This is a genomic window from Streptacidiphilus sp. PB12-B1b, from assembly GCF_014084125.1.
Lineage (GTDB): Bacteria > Actinomycetota > Actinomycetes > Streptomycetales > Streptomycetaceae > Streptacidiphilus.
In genome coordinates this window covers 561,770-576,500 of the sequence record NZ_CP048405.1, presented here as the reverse complement: position 1 = coordinate 576,500, position 14,731 = coordinate 561,770, and the positions used below count along the sequence as shown (strand labels likewise).

10 protein-coding genes are annotated in these 14,731 nt (G+C 71.1%); 7 read left to right on the top strand and 3 right to left on the bottom strand.

Features of this window, described 5'->3' with window-relative positions:
- Positions 1-370: 370 nt before the first annotated feature.
- The 3 genes from GXW83_RS02750 (at position 371) to GXW83_RS02740 (ending at position 3,075) form a co-directional block, all read left to right on the top strand.
- Positions 371-775: a MarR family winged helix-turn-helix transcriptional regulator gene (locus GXW83_RS02750; RefSeq protein WP_225446711.1), complete on the top strand. Its 405-nt coding sequence runs from the start codon at positions 371-373 to the stop codon at positions 773-775.
- Positions 772-2,610 (top strand): chloride channel protein, encoded by a 1,839-nt coding sequence (locus GXW83_RS02745; protein WP_370466540.1) that lies wholly within the window; start codon positions 772-774, stop codon positions 2,608-2,610. Before GXW83_RS02750 ends, GXW83_RS02745 begins: the two co-directional genes overlap by 4 nt.
- A gap of 75 nt (positions 2,611-2,685) precedes the next feature.
- Positions 2,686-3,075, top strand: coding sequence for a nuclear transport factor 2 family protein (locus GXW83_RS02740; protein ID WP_182441298.1), 390 nt, complete (start codon positions 2,686-2,688; stop codon positions 3,073-3,075).
- 24 nt (positions 3,076-3,099) lie between these two features.
- On the opposite strand, the gene GXW83_RS02735 is transcribed toward GXW83_RS02740, so the two are convergent.
- Positions 3,100-3,474 carry a DUF488 domain-containing protein gene (locus tag GXW83_RS02735; protein ID WP_182441296.1) on the bottom strand — a complete coding sequence of 125 codons (375 nt, stop codon included), beginning with the start codon at positions 3,472-3,474 and terminating at the stop codon, positions 3,100-3,102.
- Between the two features lie 207 nt (positions 3,475-3,681).
- Here GXW83_RS02735 and GXW83_RS02730 point away from each other — a divergent pair, with 207 nt between their 5' ends.
- Complete coding sequence (locus tag GXW83_RS02730) at positions 3,682-4,182, top strand: cupin domain-containing protein (protein WP_182441294.1); 501 nt, start codon at positions 3,682-3,684, stop codon at positions 4,180-4,182.
- A 51-nt stretch (positions 4,183-4,233) separates the two neighbouring features.
- Here GXW83_RS02730 and GXW83_RS02725 read toward each other — a convergent pair whose 3' ends face one another.
- Positions 4,234-8,478 (bottom strand): bifunctional nitrate reductase/sulfite reductase flavoprotein subunit alpha, encoded by a 4,245-nt coding sequence (locus tag GXW83_RS02725; RefSeq protein ID WP_182441292.1) that lies wholly within the window; start codon positions 8,476-8,478, stop codon positions 4,234-4,236.
- 154 nt (positions 8,479-8,632) lie between these two features.
- Complete coding sequence (locus GXW83_RS02720) at positions 8,633-9,835, bottom strand: uroporphyrinogen-III synthase (RefSeq protein WP_182447022.1); 1,203 nt, start codon at positions 9,833-9,835, stop codon at positions 8,633-8,635.
- 323 nt (positions 9,836-10,158) lie between these two features.
- Between GXW83_RS02720 and nirB the strand changes: the two genes are divergently transcribed.
- From nirB to GXW83_RS02705, 3 genes are all read left to right on the top strand, one after another.
- Entirely contained in the window at positions 10,159-12,714 is a 2,556-nt protein-coding gene (gene nirB, locus GXW83_RS02715) for a nitrite reductase large subunit NirB (RefSeq protein WP_370466854.1), read from the top strand.
- On the top strand, positions 12,711-13,127 hold the full coding sequence (locus tag GXW83_RS02710; RefSeq protein ID WP_182441289.1) for a nitrite reductase (NAD(P)H) small subunit: 417 nt from the start codon (positions 12,711-12,713) through the stop codon (positions 13,125-13,127). Before nirB ends, GXW83_RS02710 begins: the two co-directional genes overlap by 4 nt.
- Positions 13,128-13,311: 184 nt before the next feature.
- Positions 13,312-14,691 (top strand): NarK/NasA family nitrate transporter, encoded by a 1,380-nt coding sequence (locus GXW83_RS02705; protein ID WP_182441288.1) that lies wholly within the window; start codon positions 13,312-13,314, stop codon positions 14,689-14,691.
- Positions 14,692-14,731: the final 40 nt, after the last annotated feature.

Genomic DNA, 14,731 nt, shown 5'->3' with positions numbered 1-14,731 from the left:
GATCTTCGAGGGAATGGATGCCGTGCTGATGGCACACCCGGGTGTCCACGACTGGTAATGGCCGCCGAGCTCAAAGACGTGGCACGGACACGCGACCATGCCTGCCCCGTGCTTGGGCGGTCGAAGGCTGGGCCGTTTGCTGGCTGGCCCTGGCTCGACCGGACGCACCCCTGCGGGCCGCAGAGCCCGCCATCGCCAGGGTCTGCCCCCTGCGTGTGCTCGTCTGCGCCCCATGTGCTACCTCAAAGCAAGCATTGTCTTATGCAATACTTTTCCTATGCATGGAGCAGCAGGCCGATCCGCGGCATCCGACGGGCCCACACACGACGAGATACAGGCGTTCCAGACTGCGACGCGCGACCTGATCGGGGTGGCGTTGCACAGCCTGGAGGTCCTGGACGGCGAGGTGTCGCTGCCGCAGTTCCGGCTGCTGCTGACGCTGAACGACCTGGGCTGCTCTCCCTCCTCGAAGGTCGCGCACGCACTTGGTCTGGGGGCCTCCTCGATCACTCGGCTCGCGGACCGGCTGGCTGGCTCCGGCCACTTGGCGCGGGGACGGGACGCGCGCCACCGCGGTGTGGTCACCCTGGAGCTGACGGAGCGTGGGCACCTGCTGGTGGACCAGGTCCTGGCCTGGCGCGAACGGGAACTGGCCCGGGTCCTGGCCATGCTGGAACCCGAGCAGCGTGCGGCCACCGCCGCCGGCCTGCGGACCTTCCACACCGCGGTCGGGGAGAACTACGCCGCCGAGCTGCACGGCCCGGTGCTGCTGTGAGCGCGAAGAGGGGCCATGCCGCCGCGCACCTGGGTGACTTCACCGTCCGCCCCAGGATGCTGATGATCACCGGGCTGGCGCTGGCGGTCGGCGGTGCGGGCGCGCTGGCGGCGCTGGCGCTGCTGCGGCTGATCGGGCTGGTCACCAACCTGGTCTTCTACCAGCGCTGGAACGTCTCCCTGGTCGCCCCGGGACTGGTGCACCACCCCTGGTGGCTGGTCCTGTGCGCGCCGATGCTGGGCGGGCTGGTGGTGGGGCTGATGGCCCGGTACGGGTCGGAGAAGATACGCGGCCACGGAATGCCCGAGGCCATCGAGTCCATCCTGACCGGCGGCAGCCGGATCGCGCCCAAGGTTGCCCTGCTCAAGCCCGTCTCGGCCGCCATCAGCATAGGAACCGGCGGCCCGTTCGGCGCCGAGGGTCCGATCATCATGACCGGCGGCGCGATCGGCTCCATGCTCGCGCAGCTGCTGCGGCTGTCCGCCGACGAGCGCAAGACCCTGCTGGTCTCCGGTGCGGCCGCGGGCATGGCCGCCACCTTCAACTCACCGCTGGCAGCAGTCCTGCTCGCGGTCGAACTGCTGCTGTTCGAGTGGCGTCCGCGCAGCTTCGTGCCCGTGGCCGCGTCGGTGGCTGTGGCCACCGTGTGCCGGGGCTTCCTGCTGGGCACCGCCCCGGTCTTCCCGGTCGACGCGACCGGTCTGCACCTGACCGCGCCGGACGAGGCCCTGGCCGTGGTGTGCGGGCTGACCGGCGGGGCGCTGGCGGTGGGCGCGACCTGGCTGGTCTACCGGGCCGAGGACGCCTTCGCCAAGCTGCCCTTCCACTGGATGTGGTGGCCCGCGATCGGCGGCGCGATCATCGGCCTCGGCGGGCTGATCGAACCGCGCGCCCTGGGGGTCGGCTACGACGTCATCGACCAGCTCCTGACCGGCCGCGCCACTCTGTCCCTGATCATCGGCATTCTCGTGGTCAAGACCCTGATCTGGTCGCTGTCCCTGGGATCGGGCACCTCCGGCGGCGTGCTGGCCCCGGTCTTCATGATCGGCGGTGCGCTCGGTGCGTGGGAGGGGATGCTCTTCCCGCACGTCATCCCCGGCTTCTGGGCCATGTGCGGACTGGCCGCCGTGGTCGGCGGCGTCATGCGCTCGCCGCTCACCGGTGTGGTCTTCACCCTGGAGCTCACCCACGCCTGGGGCGCACTGCTGCCGCTGCTGGTGGCCTCCACCGCCGCCTACGCGCTGTCCGCGCTGATCCTCAAGCGCTCGGTGCTGACCGAGAAGATCGCCCGCCGCGGGCTGCACCTAACCCGCGAGTACTCCACCGACCCCTTGGAGACCTTCTTCGCCCACGAGGTCATGCACCCCTGCCCGCACGCTTTGGACAGCCGCACCCGGCTCGACCAGCAGCTGACCGACACCCTCGCCGACCTGGTGGACATTCCCCGTCTGATACCGGTGACCGCCGCCGACGGCACCGTGTCCGGCATCAGCACCCGTCGCCGCCTGCGCGACCACACCTCCCGAGCCACTGCGAACGGCACCGTGGCCGACGCCGCCGTGCCCTGCCGCCTGGTCGTGCACACCGACCACACCCTGCGCCAGATCGCCTACCTGTTCGCCGAGACCTCGCTGACCAGCGCACCGGTCATCGACCCCGGAACCCAGCGGCTCGCCGGTGTGATCACCCTGCCCGACCTGCTGCACGCCCGCCTGCACGACCTCACCGAGGAGCACCACCGCCAACGCATCCTGTTCCAGCGGACCCCCACCCCGGCTCCGGCACCCAGCCCCGCCGTCACAGCCGTCGCCGCCGGAGTAGCGAGCGCGGAATAGCCAACCGCTCTGCCGCCACGCGCCCGGGCGCCGTCCCAAGCACACACCCACGCCTGCCCGCCAAGGAGAAGGCCAATGCCCGACCGCCCGACCGCCGCCGCACTGCTGCGCACCGCATTGAACAGCGGCGACACTCGACAACTCGCTGCCCTGTTCCATCCCGACGTCCGGTTCCACCCCGCCGGCCCAGCCGAGCCCGCGACCCAGGGCCGCGACCAGGCGCTGTCCTGGTACGACGACCGCCGCGCTCGCGGCATCCGCACCCAGGTCGAGGAGACCTTCACCTACCCCGACGCCGTCGTCCTGGCCCTGCGGATCACCGACCCGACCGATCCCGCTGCAGCGCCCACCCTGGTGTACCGCCTCTTCCGCCTTGCCGGTGACCATGTCACCCACATCCGCGACTTCACCGAGCGCCCCCACGCTCTGACCGCCGCCGACCGCCCCGTACCCCGCCCCCACTGAACCCCCGCACACCAGCCGCCGCGCTCACACAGGCTGCTGCCGCTTCAGGTGGTCGATGAGCACAGACACATGGCTGCGCTCCGGGTCCTTCACAGCGGTAACCAGGGTGACCGTGCGGGTGCGGGCCAGGTCGAGCAAGTGGCTGACCGCTGCCGCATGGTCGGGGTCGGCCAGTTCCGCCCGGTAGCGGACCCGGAAGGTGGCGAAGTCCACCTGGCCTGCGTGGTAGGCGGCACGCAGCCCGCCCGACGGCGTGACGTCCTTGAGCCATTCGTCCACTGCCGCCCGTTCCTTCGACAGCCCGCGCGGCCACAGCCGGTCGACCAGCACCCGCAGCCCGTCAGCAGGCTCGGGCGGGTCGTAGACACGGCGCACACGGAACCCGGGGGCGGACTGCATGATGTGCCTCCTCGATCGCCGCGCTGCTCCCAGTCCACACCCATGGACACCCTCCGGCGACCGGTCCGTCCTCACTCGCGGCCTACGTGAGCACATTGCCTACCCTGGTCGAGTGCGTCGCCGACGCGGGTGCGGACCCGGCATGCCGGGGCAGGACTTGCGAACGGCCGACGAAGACGGCCCAGAATGAAGTCAGAGGGAGAGACGATGGAGTCCAGGAACACGGTGCGTCTGCTGGCGGAACTGGCCGAGTGCGTCGCTGAGGCTTCCCCTGAGCAGCGCGGCGCGCTTTGGCGGCTCTCCGAGCCCGCACGGCAACTGGACGCGAACCTGATCCGGCTCCCGGCCGGTGCCGATGTGGGTGAGCACCAGGAGAACGACCTGGACGTGATGCTGCTCGTCGTCGCGGGCAGTGGGGCCTTGCTGGACGTGGAGCGGGAGCTGCCGCTGGGTGTCGGTTCGCTCGTATGGCTGCCGAGTGGGACCCGGCGCGGTCTGCGTGCCGGGCCCGACGGGCTGGTCTACCTCACTGTCCACCGAAGGCGTCCCGGCCTGGCCGTCCAGGGCATCCGGGAGGCCGAGCCGATGGAGGAGGCCGGTGAGGCCGCCTGCTGGCTGCATCTGATCTGCCCCGGATGCGGTGCGGTCCCCGATGGAGCCTCTCCGGCTTACTGCAGCCGCTGCGGTGAGCGGCTGCCGACGGACTGACAGGCCCGGGTGCCACCGCCGCCCGGTGAATCGGGCGGGGCGTACCGGTTGTCAGTAGACGTCGCGGACGTAGCGCCGGTCGGTGGCCAGCTGTCGGAGATACGCCTCGGCCTGCTCCTCGTCGAGGCCGCCGTGGGTGACCGCGATGTCGCGCAGGGTCCGGTCGACGTCTTTGGCCATGCGGGTGGCGTCGCCGCAGACGTACAGGTGCGCGCCGCTGTTGAGCCAGTCCCACAGTCGGTGGCCGTGTTCGCGCATCCGGTCCTGGACGTAGATCTTGGTTCGCTGGTCGCGGGAGAAGGCCAGGTCGAGCCGGTCGAGGTGGCCCGAACGGTGGAAGGCGGTGAGCTCCTCGCGGTAGTAGAAGTCGGTCGCCTGCCGTTGCTCGCCGAAGAACAGCCAGTTGCGGCCGGTGTCCCCACGGGCCTGGCGTTCCTCCAGGAAGCCGAGGAAGGGCGCTACACCGGTGCCGGGGCCGATCATCACCATCGGCGTCCCGGGGTCGGCGGGCGGCCGGAAGTGTGGGGAGCGCTGGACGAAGACGGGGACGGGGCCGTTGTCGGCGTCGTCCGCGAGGTAGGCGGAGCACACTCCGGCGCGTGGGAGGCCGCGGTCGTTGCTGTAGCGGACGACTGAGACGGTGAGCCGAACCTGGCCGGGGTGGGCCAGCGGGCTGGAGGAGATGGAGTACAGCCGTGGTTGCAGGAGTCTGAGCACGGCCGCCCATTCGGCGGCGGTGGCCCGGACCGGGTGGGCGGCGATGACGTCGACCGCCTGGCGTCGCCAGCTCCACTTGGCCAGTTCGCCCTTGTTGTCCGGACGCAGCAGTTGCTTGAGGTCGCGGTCCCCGGTGCGTTCGGCCACGAAGCGGAGCAGGTCGGGGGTGATCCGGGCGATCTCCAGGCGGGTGCGCAGCGCCTCAGCGAGGGGGACCTCGCCCAGGTCGGCGACCGGGACGGTTTCGGTGGGGTCGAGTCGGGTGGCAGCCAGCCACTGCGCCACCAGCTCGGCGGAGTTGGCGGGCCAGACGCCCAGGGCGTCGCCGGCCTGGTAGGTGAGCCGGCCGCGGTCGCCGCCGTGGGTGTCGAAGGTGAACTGGCGTACCTCCTTGGCTGATCCGGGGAGGTTGAGCAGCCGGTTGCCGACCAGCAGCGCGGCGAAGGGGGATGCCTTCGAGTATCCGGTCTCGTGCTTGGGCGTGGCCGCTGCCGTGCGCGGTGCCGGTGTGGCGGGTTCGGTTGTCGGCGGCTGGGTGACGTTACCGGTGGCAGCCAGTGCGGCCAGGACCTGGTCCAGCCACTGGTCGGTGGCCTGCTGGTAGTCGGGTTCGCAGTCGATGCGCGGGATCAGCCGGGTGGCGCCCAGTTCGTGCAGGCGTTGGTCGATGCGGCGGCCGTGGGCGCAGAAGTCGTCGTAGCTGGAGTCGCCGAGGGCCAGCACGGCGTACCGCAGGCCGCTCAGCTGGGCCCGGTTGTCGTCGCTGCGCTCAAGGGCCTGCCAGAAGGCGGTTCCGTTGTCGGGGGCCTCGCCATCGCCGAAGGTACTGGTGATCACCAGAACGACGGCGCCGGGCGACAGCGCGTCCGGGGTGCAGTCGTCCATGCTGAGCTGGCGGGGGAGCCAGCCGGCCTCGGACAGCCGACGGACGCTGGCGGCGGCTGCGTCCTCGGCGTTGCCCGTCTGCGACGCCCACAGCACCACCACCTCCCGGTGCTGGGACCGGGGCTGGGGCTGCGGGTCGGTAGCAGACGCCGGGAATGAGCCGGCAGACGGCGTGGCCGGATTCACCTCGGTGCGCGAGAACATGCCGGCCAGCAGGCCGTTGACCCACCGGACCCGGTCCGGCGCGAGCGGAGCCATCGCCGGGAGCACGGGCACGGCGGCGGTCGCCGTGCCGCCGGGACGTTGCCCGCGGCCGAGGCCGGTGAGGAACCCGGACAGGTAGAGCCGTTCCTCGGTGGGGAAGACCGGTGCTGCGACCGGGTCCACCCCCAGCAGTCTGCCCAGCGCGGTGACCAGGTCGCTGCTCCGTTCGCCCTCGGCCGGGGCCGGAGCGCCGGTGGCGGGCTCGGTCGATGTCACCTTGCTCGGCACCTTGGTCAACGTCACTGCGCAGAACTTGAATTCGGGTTGGTGGGAGATCGGGTCGACGGCGTCGTTGGTGACCGCGTTCAGGCTGAGGTACTCGCCGAAGAGGTCGTTCCAGTGGAACGGCGCGAAGCAGTTGCCCGGCCGGACCCGGTCGGTGACCACGGCGGGCAGCACGGCTCTGCCGCGCCGGGAGCAGACCTCGACCTGATCGCCCTCGGCGATGCCCGCCCGCTGCGCGTCGTCCGGGTGGATCTCCACGAAGGGGCCGGGGTTGAGCTTGTTGAGCTTGGCGACCTTCCCGGTCTTGGTGAGCGTGTGCCACTGGTGCTGCAGCCGCCCGGTGTTGAGCACATAGGGGAATGCGTCGTCGGGGAGTTCGGCGGCGGGCAGGTGCGGGCGGGCGAAGAACACCGCCCGCCCGCTCGCGGTGGGGAAGGCCAGCCGGGGGCGGCTGCCGTCGGCGCGCTCGACCAGCGTCTGGTGGGTGCCGTCGTTGAGGTAGCGGATCGGGTTGCGGTCGCTGCCGTCGGCCGTGGCGCTGGGCCACTGCACCGGGGCGTCGCGCAGCCGCTGGTAGGTCACGCCGCGCAGGTCGTAGCCGGTCTTCGGGTTCCACGCCCGTTTGATCTCCTCGAAGACCTCCTCGGCGCAGCTGTAGCCGAACGCGTCCGCGAAGCCCATCTCACTGGCGATCCGGGCGATGAGCTGCCAGTCCGGCAGCGCCTGGCCGGGCGGGTCCACAGCTTGTCGCAGCAGGGTGAGGTTGCGTTCGGAGTTGACCATCACGCCTTCGGCCTCGGCCCACAGCGTGGCCGGGAGCACCACGTCGGCGTAGGCGTTGGTCTCGGTCTGGGCGAAGACGTCCTGGGTGACCACGAACTCGGCGGCCTCAAGGGCGGCGATGACGGTCTTGCGGTTGGCGACCGAGGCCACCGGGTTGGTGCAGATGATCCAGCAGGCCTTGATCTCCCCCTCGGCCATCCGCGAGAACAGGTCGACGGTTCCCTGACCGGCCTCGGCCCGCAGGGTGCCGGGCGGCAGGCCCCACAACTGCTCGGTGAACTCGCGGTCCTGCGCGACCAGGGTTGAGCGCTGGCCCGGCAGGCCGGGTCCCATGTAGCCCATCTCGCGACCGCCCATCGCGTTGGGCTGGCCGGTCAGCGAGAACGGACCGCTGCCCGGGCGGCAGATCGCGCCGGTGGCCAGGTGCAGATTGCACAGGGCGTTGGTGTTCCAGGTCCCGTGCGTGCTCTGGTTCAGGCCCATCGTCCAGCAGCTCATCCACTCGGCAGCTTCGCCGATCCACTGCGCGGCGAGGCGGATGTCAGCCTCGGGGATGCCGGTGAGCTCGGCGACGCGCTGCGGCGGGTAGTCCGCCAGGAACTCGGGCATCGCCTCCCAGCCCTCGGTGAACTCGGCGATGAACGCCGCATCGATACGGCCGTCCTGCACCAGCAGGTGCAGCAGTCCGTTCAGCAGGGCGAGGTCGGTGCCCGGTCGGATCTGCAGGAACAGATCGGCCTTGGCGGCGGTGGCGCTGCGCCGGGGGTCGACCACGATCAGTTTGGCACCCGCCTTGACCCGCTCCATCATCCGCAGGAACAGGATCGGATGGCAGTCGGCCATGTTGGCGCCGATGACGAAGAAGACGTCCGCGTGTTCGAAGTCCTGGTACGAGCCCGGCGGGCCGTCCGCGCCCAGCGAGAGCTTGTAGCCGCTGCCCGCACTGGCCATGCACAGACGGGAGTTGGACTCGATCTGACTGGTCCCGACGAAGCCCTTGGCCAGTTTGTTGGCGAGGTACTGCGCCTCCAGTGTCATCTGGCCGGAGACGTAGAACGCCAGTGCGTCGGGCCCGTGGGCGTCGAGGATCTCCCGCAGCCGGCGCGCGGCCGCGGTGATCGCCGCGTCGAGGTCGGCGGCCTCGGGCTCCGCTCCCCGTTCGCCGCGCACCAGCGCGGTGGTCAGCCGGTCGTCGACGGTGAGCAGGTCGGCGCTGGTCGCGCCCTTGGTGCAGAGCCGTCCGAAGTTCGCCGGGTGGGACTTGTCGCCGGAGGCCCTGATCGCTGTGCGCCGACCGGTGGACGGGTCGGTACTGATGTCGAGGACCATCCCGCAGCCCACTCCGCAGTAGGAGCAGACGGTCTTCACCGCGGTGGTGGCGGCCTGGGGAGCCGATGCCGTCACAAAATGCCCCTTCCACATCACGTGGGTCAGTCCTTCGCACCGCACCCTAGGAACCGTCCGTTGCGCCCGGGTCACGCGAGCCCGACGCCGGTCGTTACGTCCGGCTCACCAGTCCGCCGTCGGCGCGTGATCCACCCAACGGCCGTCCCCGAAGCGCGTCGGCCGAGCCAGGTCAGGGGGCGTCGCCCAGCCGGTAGCCGCGTTTGAGGACGGTGCGGACCAGACCGGCGTGCGGACCCAGCACTGCCCGCAGCCGGGCGACCGCGGCTTCCACCGCGTGTTCGTCGGCGCTGCTGCCGACCCAGACGCGGTGCAGCAATTCGGCCCGGCTGAGCACATGTCCGGGCCGATCCGACAGGGCCCGCAGCAGCGCGCTCTGGGTCGGGGACAGCCACAGGCACTCCCCGGCGACCAGGAGAGCGTTGCCCTGGAGCACCAACCGGCTCTCGCCCAGCCGCAGTTCGCGATTTCCGGTCGGCAGCGTCTCGACGATGGTGCGCACCAGTGAGCCGAGCCTGCCACGGTCGGGGCAGGTGGGCGCGATGCCGTGCTCTTCCAGTGGCCTGGCGCAGACTGGGCCGACACAGACCGGCAGCACGCCGCCGCCCGTCGCGCCGTCCCGCAGCGCGGTCACCACCTCGGCGTGCAGGTCCAGCGTCCTGGCGGCGTCGAGGAATCCGGTGATGGCTGGGGCGCTGGTGAAGGCGATGGCCTGGACCTCCCGGCGCACGGTCTGCTCGACCAGACGCCGCACCGCGGCCGGGTCCTCGGGCGGTCCCCAGCGGTAGACCGGCACCACGATCACCTCCGCGCCGCGCTCGCGCAGCGCGGCGGCGAACCCGTCCAGCGGTGCGCCGTGCTCCTGCACCGCGATCCGCCGTCCGTGCAGATTGCGGGCGAGCAGCCAGGTGAGCAGTTCTTCGTTGGCCTCGCTGAGCGGTGAGAAGGTCTCGCCCAGGCCGCTGGCCCGCACCGCACCGGTCGCCTTGGGTCCACGGCTGAGCACCACGGCGTCCCGGCATGCCTCGGCCAGGCGTCGTCCCAGGCCCCAGCCGTCGGCAGCACTCATCCAGCCGCGCCAGCCCACCCCGGTGGTGGCCACGACGTAGTCCAGCGGGGCCACCAGGCAGCGCTCGGTGGCCCGGCGCAGCGCGCTGTCGTCGTCGAGCGGCACGATCCGCACCGTCGGCGCCTCCACCACCCGCGCACCTCGCCGTTTGAGCAGGGCGGAGAGCTCGTCGCGGCGGCGCGCGGCGGTCACCCCGACCGTGAACCCTGTCAGCGGACCCGTGAGCGACCCCGCCGGCGCAGCCGCCGACGGATCGGCGGCCGGAGCCGCAGGGCCGGGGCGCGCGGGCGGGCCGGTGTCGGACATGCGACCAGTTGCCATGAGCTGAAGGCTCCGGCAGCGGCGTTTCACCCCGGTTGCGTGGTAGTCACGGCGTCGTTAGCGCACGGCCGCCAGGAGTACGGGAGATGTCGTCCAGGTCACCCGTGGTGGGACATCGAGTGAGACACCCGTACCCCGGTGGCAACACGGGCGACCCGGACCGGAAACCCGCCCCCCGACGCTCAGGGCATGGCTCGTACTCCCGCCCCGCCCAGGACCCGCCCGGCCGCGCCCGAACCCCGGTCCCTGCCGACCCTCGAAGGAGCCCGTCCGTGACACCTCAGCAGCTGGTCCTGGTCGGACACGGCATGGTCGGCCAACGCTTCCTGGAATCGCTGGCCGAGCACAGCCCCGATACACCGTGGCGGATCACCGTCCTGGCCGAGGAACCACGCCCCGCCTACGACCGGGTGCACCTGACCTCCTGGTTCTCCGGCACCACCGCCGAACAGCTCACGCTGTGCCCGCCCGAGTTCCTGGACCAGCTCCGCCGCGCTGGGCACAGCATCGAGCTGTGCCTGGGAGACCCGGCGGTCACCGTCGACCGCGCCGCCCGCACCGTCACCACCCGCTCCGGCCGCACCCTCCCCTACGACGCCCTGGTCCTGGCCACCGGCTCCTACCCGTTCGTCCCGCCCATCCCCGGGCACGACGCACCAGGCTGCCACGTGTACCGCACCATCGAGGACCTGGAGGCCATCCGCGACCACGCCACCGACGCCGGTGTCGGCGTCGTGGTCGGCGGCGGGTTGCTCGGGCTGGAGGCGGCGGGCGCGCTGCGGACGCTGGGCCTGCGGACCCACGTGGTGGAGTTCGCCCCCCGGCTGATGGCCCTGCAGATCGACCACGGCGGCGGCGAGATACTGCGCCGCAAAATCGAGCAACTGGACGTCACGGTTCACACTGGAGCCGCGACTCAGCGCGTCGACACCGACGCGGACGGCCATGTCCGCACCATGACGCTCTCCGACGGCACCGTCCTGGACGTCGACCTGGTGGTCTTCTCCGCCGGGGTCCGCCCCCGCGACCAGCTCGCCCGGGACTGCGGCCTGCCGGTCGGCGAACGCGGCGGCATCGTCGTCGACGAGCAGTGCCGCACCGCCGACCCGCGGATCTGGGCGATCGGCGAGTGCGCGCTGGCCGCCGACGGCCGGGTCTACGGCCTGGTCGCCCCCGGCTACGCGATGGCGGAGGCGGCCGCCCGTCACCTGGCGGGCGGTTCCGGCAGTTTCACCGGTGCCGACACCTCCACCAAGCTCAAGCTGCTGGGCGTGGACGTGGCCAGCTTCGGCGACGCCCACGGCGTAGCCGAGGGCGCGGTGGACGTGGTCTACAGCAGCAGCCGCACGGGGGTCTACCGCAAGCTGGTGATCGACCCGCAGGGCCGACTGCTCGGCGGGGTCCTGGTCGGTGACACCGAGTCCTACGCCACCCTGCGGCCACTGGCCGTCAGCGGGGCACCGCTGCCTGCCTCGCCCGAGCAACTCGTCCTGCCCGCGGGACTCGGCGCGCCCGTCGGGCCGCTCACCCTGCCCGACGACGCCGTGGTCTGCTCGTGCCACAACGTGGACAGGGGCGCCATTGCCGCCGCCGTCCGCGACGGCGGTTGCGACACCCTGCCTCAGGTCAAGAAGTGCACCAAGGCCGGTACCGGCTGCGGCAGCTGCGTCAAGCTGGTCGAAGGCATCCTCAAGGAGGAACTGGAGGCATCCGGCGCCGAGGTCGCCCGCGGCCTGTGCGAGCACTTCGCCCACACCCGCGCCGAGCTCTACGAGATCGTCCGGGTCAAGGGCATCAACAGCTTCTCGCGGCTGTTGGAGGAGCACGGCACTGGCGAGGGCTGCGAGATCTGCAAGCCCGCGGCCGCCTCCATCCTGGCCAGCCTGGACCACGGCCACATCCTGGACGGCGAGCAGGCCGCGCTGCAGGACACCAACGACCACCACCTCGCCAACCTCCAGCGCAACGGCTCCTACTCGGTCGTGCCCCGCATTCCCGGCGGCGAGATCACCCCCGCCGGCCTGATCACCATTGGCGAGATCGCCCGCGACTTCGGCCTCTACACCAAGATCACCGGTGGTCAGCGGATCGACCTCTTCGGGGCCCGGGTCGACCAGCTCCCGCTGATCTGGCGGCGCCTGGTCGACGCGGGCTTCGAATCGGGCCACGCCTACGGAAAGGCCCTACGCACCGTCAAATCCTGCGTCGGCCAGACCTGGTGCCGCTACGGCGTGCAGGACTCGGTCGCACTCGCCATCGAACTCGAACTGCGCTACCGGGGCCTGCGCGCCCCACACAAGATCAAGTCCGCGGTCTCCGGCTGCGCCCGAGAATGCGCGGAAGCACAGAGCAAGGACTTCGGGGTCATCGCCACCGCCGAGGGCTGGAACCTCTACCTCGGCGGCAACGGCGGCATGACCCCGCGCCACGCCGACCTGTTCGCCAAGGACCTCGACCACGACACCCTGATCCGCACCATCGACCGCTACCTGATGTTCTACATCCGCACCGCCGACCGACTGGAGCGCACCGCCCCCTGGCTGGACCGCCTCGAAGGCGGCCTGGACCACCTACGCGCCGTCCTGCTCGACGACTCACTCGGCATCTGCGCCGATCTCGACGACCTGATGGCCCGCCACGTCGCCACCTACCAGGACGAATGGGCCGCCACCCTGGCCGACCCGGAGCGAATGCGCCGCTTCGTCTCCTTCACCAACGCCCCCGGCACCCCCGACCCCACCGTGCGCTTCGTCCCCGAGCGCGACCAGATCCGCCCCGCCCGCCCCGACGAGGACGGCCACACCCCGCCGGTGGCGCCCGCGCCCCTGATCGCCGGCCCTTCCCTGGAGGTACGCACCCGATGACGCTGACACTCACCAAACAGCCCACCGTTCAGCAGTCCGACGACCAGTCCACCCACCAGCAGTCGCTGACATCCCAGGTCGAGATCCACGACGGCACGAAGTGGACCCGGGTGTGCGCTCTGGCCGACCTGACGCCCGGACGCGGCACAGCCCTGCTGGTCGACGGACAACAGGTCGCCGCCTTCCGCGACCGCACAGGACAGCTCTACGCCCTGGACAACCGCGACCCCTTCAGCGGCGCCTACGTCCTGGCCCGCAGCCTGCTCGGCACCCGCGGCCCGGTCCCCGTCCTGATCTCCCCGATGTACAAGCAGGCGTTCGCCCTGCGCGACGGCACCTGCCTGGACGAGGAAACCGCACCGGACGGCAACAGCAGCCACCTGCGGACCTGGCCGATCCGACTGCAACCCTGAACCCTGACGCCACCTCAGCCCAGCTCCCGACACCATCCGGCCGCCACTCTCACACGGGCCGACGGCCGGTGTGCGTGAGCTGTAGCGCTGCGGTGCCCGCGCGAAGCAGACCACGAAACCTCTGCCCCCTAGCGTCGGGGACCAATCAGCAGCAGCCGCAACCCTCCGCCGAAGGCAGGCAACCATGAGCGCGACAGTCCATGACCCGCACGCCGCCACCACAACGGCCCCGTCCCGGATCCGGTCCCGCAGGATCACCGAATGGCAGCCCGAGGACCCGCAGTTCTGGGAGCACACCGGCGCTGCGGTGGCCCGGCGCAATCTGGTCTTCTCCGTACTGTCCGAACACATCGGATTCTCCGTCTGGAGCCTGTGGTCGGTCCTGGTGCTCTTCCTCGGACCCCAGTACCACATCGACACAGCCGGGAAGTTCGTCCTCACCGCCGTCCCCACAGCCGCCGGATCACTGCTGCGCCTGCCCTACACCACCGCTGTGGCCCGCTTCGGCGGACGCAACTGGACCATCGCCAGCGCACTGCTGCTGCTGATCCCCACCGTGCTGGCCGGCACCCTGCTCAGGCCCGGCGCCTCCTACACCGCCCTGCTGGCGCTGGCCGCCGTGGCCGGAGTCGGCGGCGGCAACTTCGCCTCCTCCATGGCGAACATCAACGCCTTCTACCCACAACGCCTCAAGGGCTGGGCACTGGGGATCAACGCGGGAGGCGGCAACATAGGCGTCGCAGCCGTACAACTCGTCGGCCTGCTGATCCTGGCCACCGCGGGCGCCACCCACCCGCGACTGCTGCCCCTGGTCTACGTGCCACTGATCGTCCTGGTGGCGCTCGGCGCCGCCCTTCGGATGGACAACCTCGACACCCCCGCAGGCCCGCGGCACGCCCTGCGCGACATCTGCCGTGAACCGCACACCTGGGTGATGTCCGCGCTGTACATCGGTACCTTCGGCTCCTTCATCGGCTTCGGCTTCGCCTTCGGGCAGGTCCTCCAAGTCCAGTTCCACACCCAGTTCGACACCCCCCTCAAGGCGGCCTATCTGACCTTCCTCGGCCCGCTGCTCGGCTCACTGGTACGCCCGATCGGCGGCCGGATGGCCGACCGCTGGGGCGGACCCCAAGTGACCTGCTGGAACTTCGCCGCAATGGCCCTGGGCGCGAGCACGGTCCTGATCGCCTCCGGGCAACACTCGCTGCCGCTGTTCCTGACCGGATTCATCGCCCTGTTCGTGTTCAGCGGCATCGGCAACGGCTCCACCTACAAGATGATCCCAGCCATCTTCCAAGCCAAAGCCCGCGCCGAGGTACTGACCGGCGTACGCCAGACCGAGGCCGAGCAGGCATCCCAGCGCCAGGCCACCTCACTGATCGGCATCGCCGGCGCGATCGGCGCCTTCGGCGGCGTCCTGGTCAACCTCGCCATCCGCCAGTCCTTCCTCAACGCCCACAACGGCAACGCCGCCTACCTGGCCTTCCTCGGCTACTACGGCCTGTGCCTCGCCCTGACCTGGGGCGTCTACCTGCGCAGGCGCGGCCCGGCCGCACAGAAGTAGCCCGCCACGCCCACCACGCACCGCCCATGGGAGGACCTGC

What these genes read in the sequence shown, in the direction of transcription:
- GXW83_RS02725 (WP_182441292.1), bottom strand. Translation starts at nt 8,478, where the DNA reads ATGTGGAAGGGGCATTTTGTGACGGCATCGGCTCCCCAGGCCGCCACC.
- GXW83_RS02710 (WP_182441289.1), top strand. Translation starts at nt 12,711, where the DNA reads ATGACGCTGACACTCACCAAACAGCCCACCGTTCAGCAGTCCGACGAC.
- nirB (WP_370466854.1), top strand. Translation starts at nt 10,159, where the DNA reads ATGGTCGGCCAACGCTTCCTGGAATCGCTGGCCGAGCACAGCCCCGAT.
- GXW83_RS02735 (WP_182441296.1), bottom strand. Translation starts at nt 3,474, where the DNA reads ATGCAGTCCGCCCCCGGGTTCCGTGTGCGCCGTGTCTACGACCCGCCC.
- GXW83_RS02740 (WP_182441298.1), top strand. Translation starts at nt 2,686, where the DNA reads ATGCCCGACCGCCCGACCGCCGCCGCACTGCTGCGCACCGCATTGAAC.
- GXW83_RS02720 (WP_182447022.1), bottom strand. Translation starts at nt 9,835, where the DNA reads ATGTCCGACACCGGCCCGCCCGCGCGCCCCGGCCCTGCGGCTCCGGCC.
- GXW83_RS02730 (WP_182441294.1), top strand. Translation starts at nt 3,682, where the DNA reads ATGGAGTCCAGGAACACGGTGCGTCTGCTGGCGGAACTGGCCGAGTGC.
- GXW83_RS02705 (WP_182441288.1), top strand. Translation starts at nt 13,312, where the DNA reads ATGAGCGCGACAGTCCATGACCCGCACGCCGCCACCACAACGGCCCCG.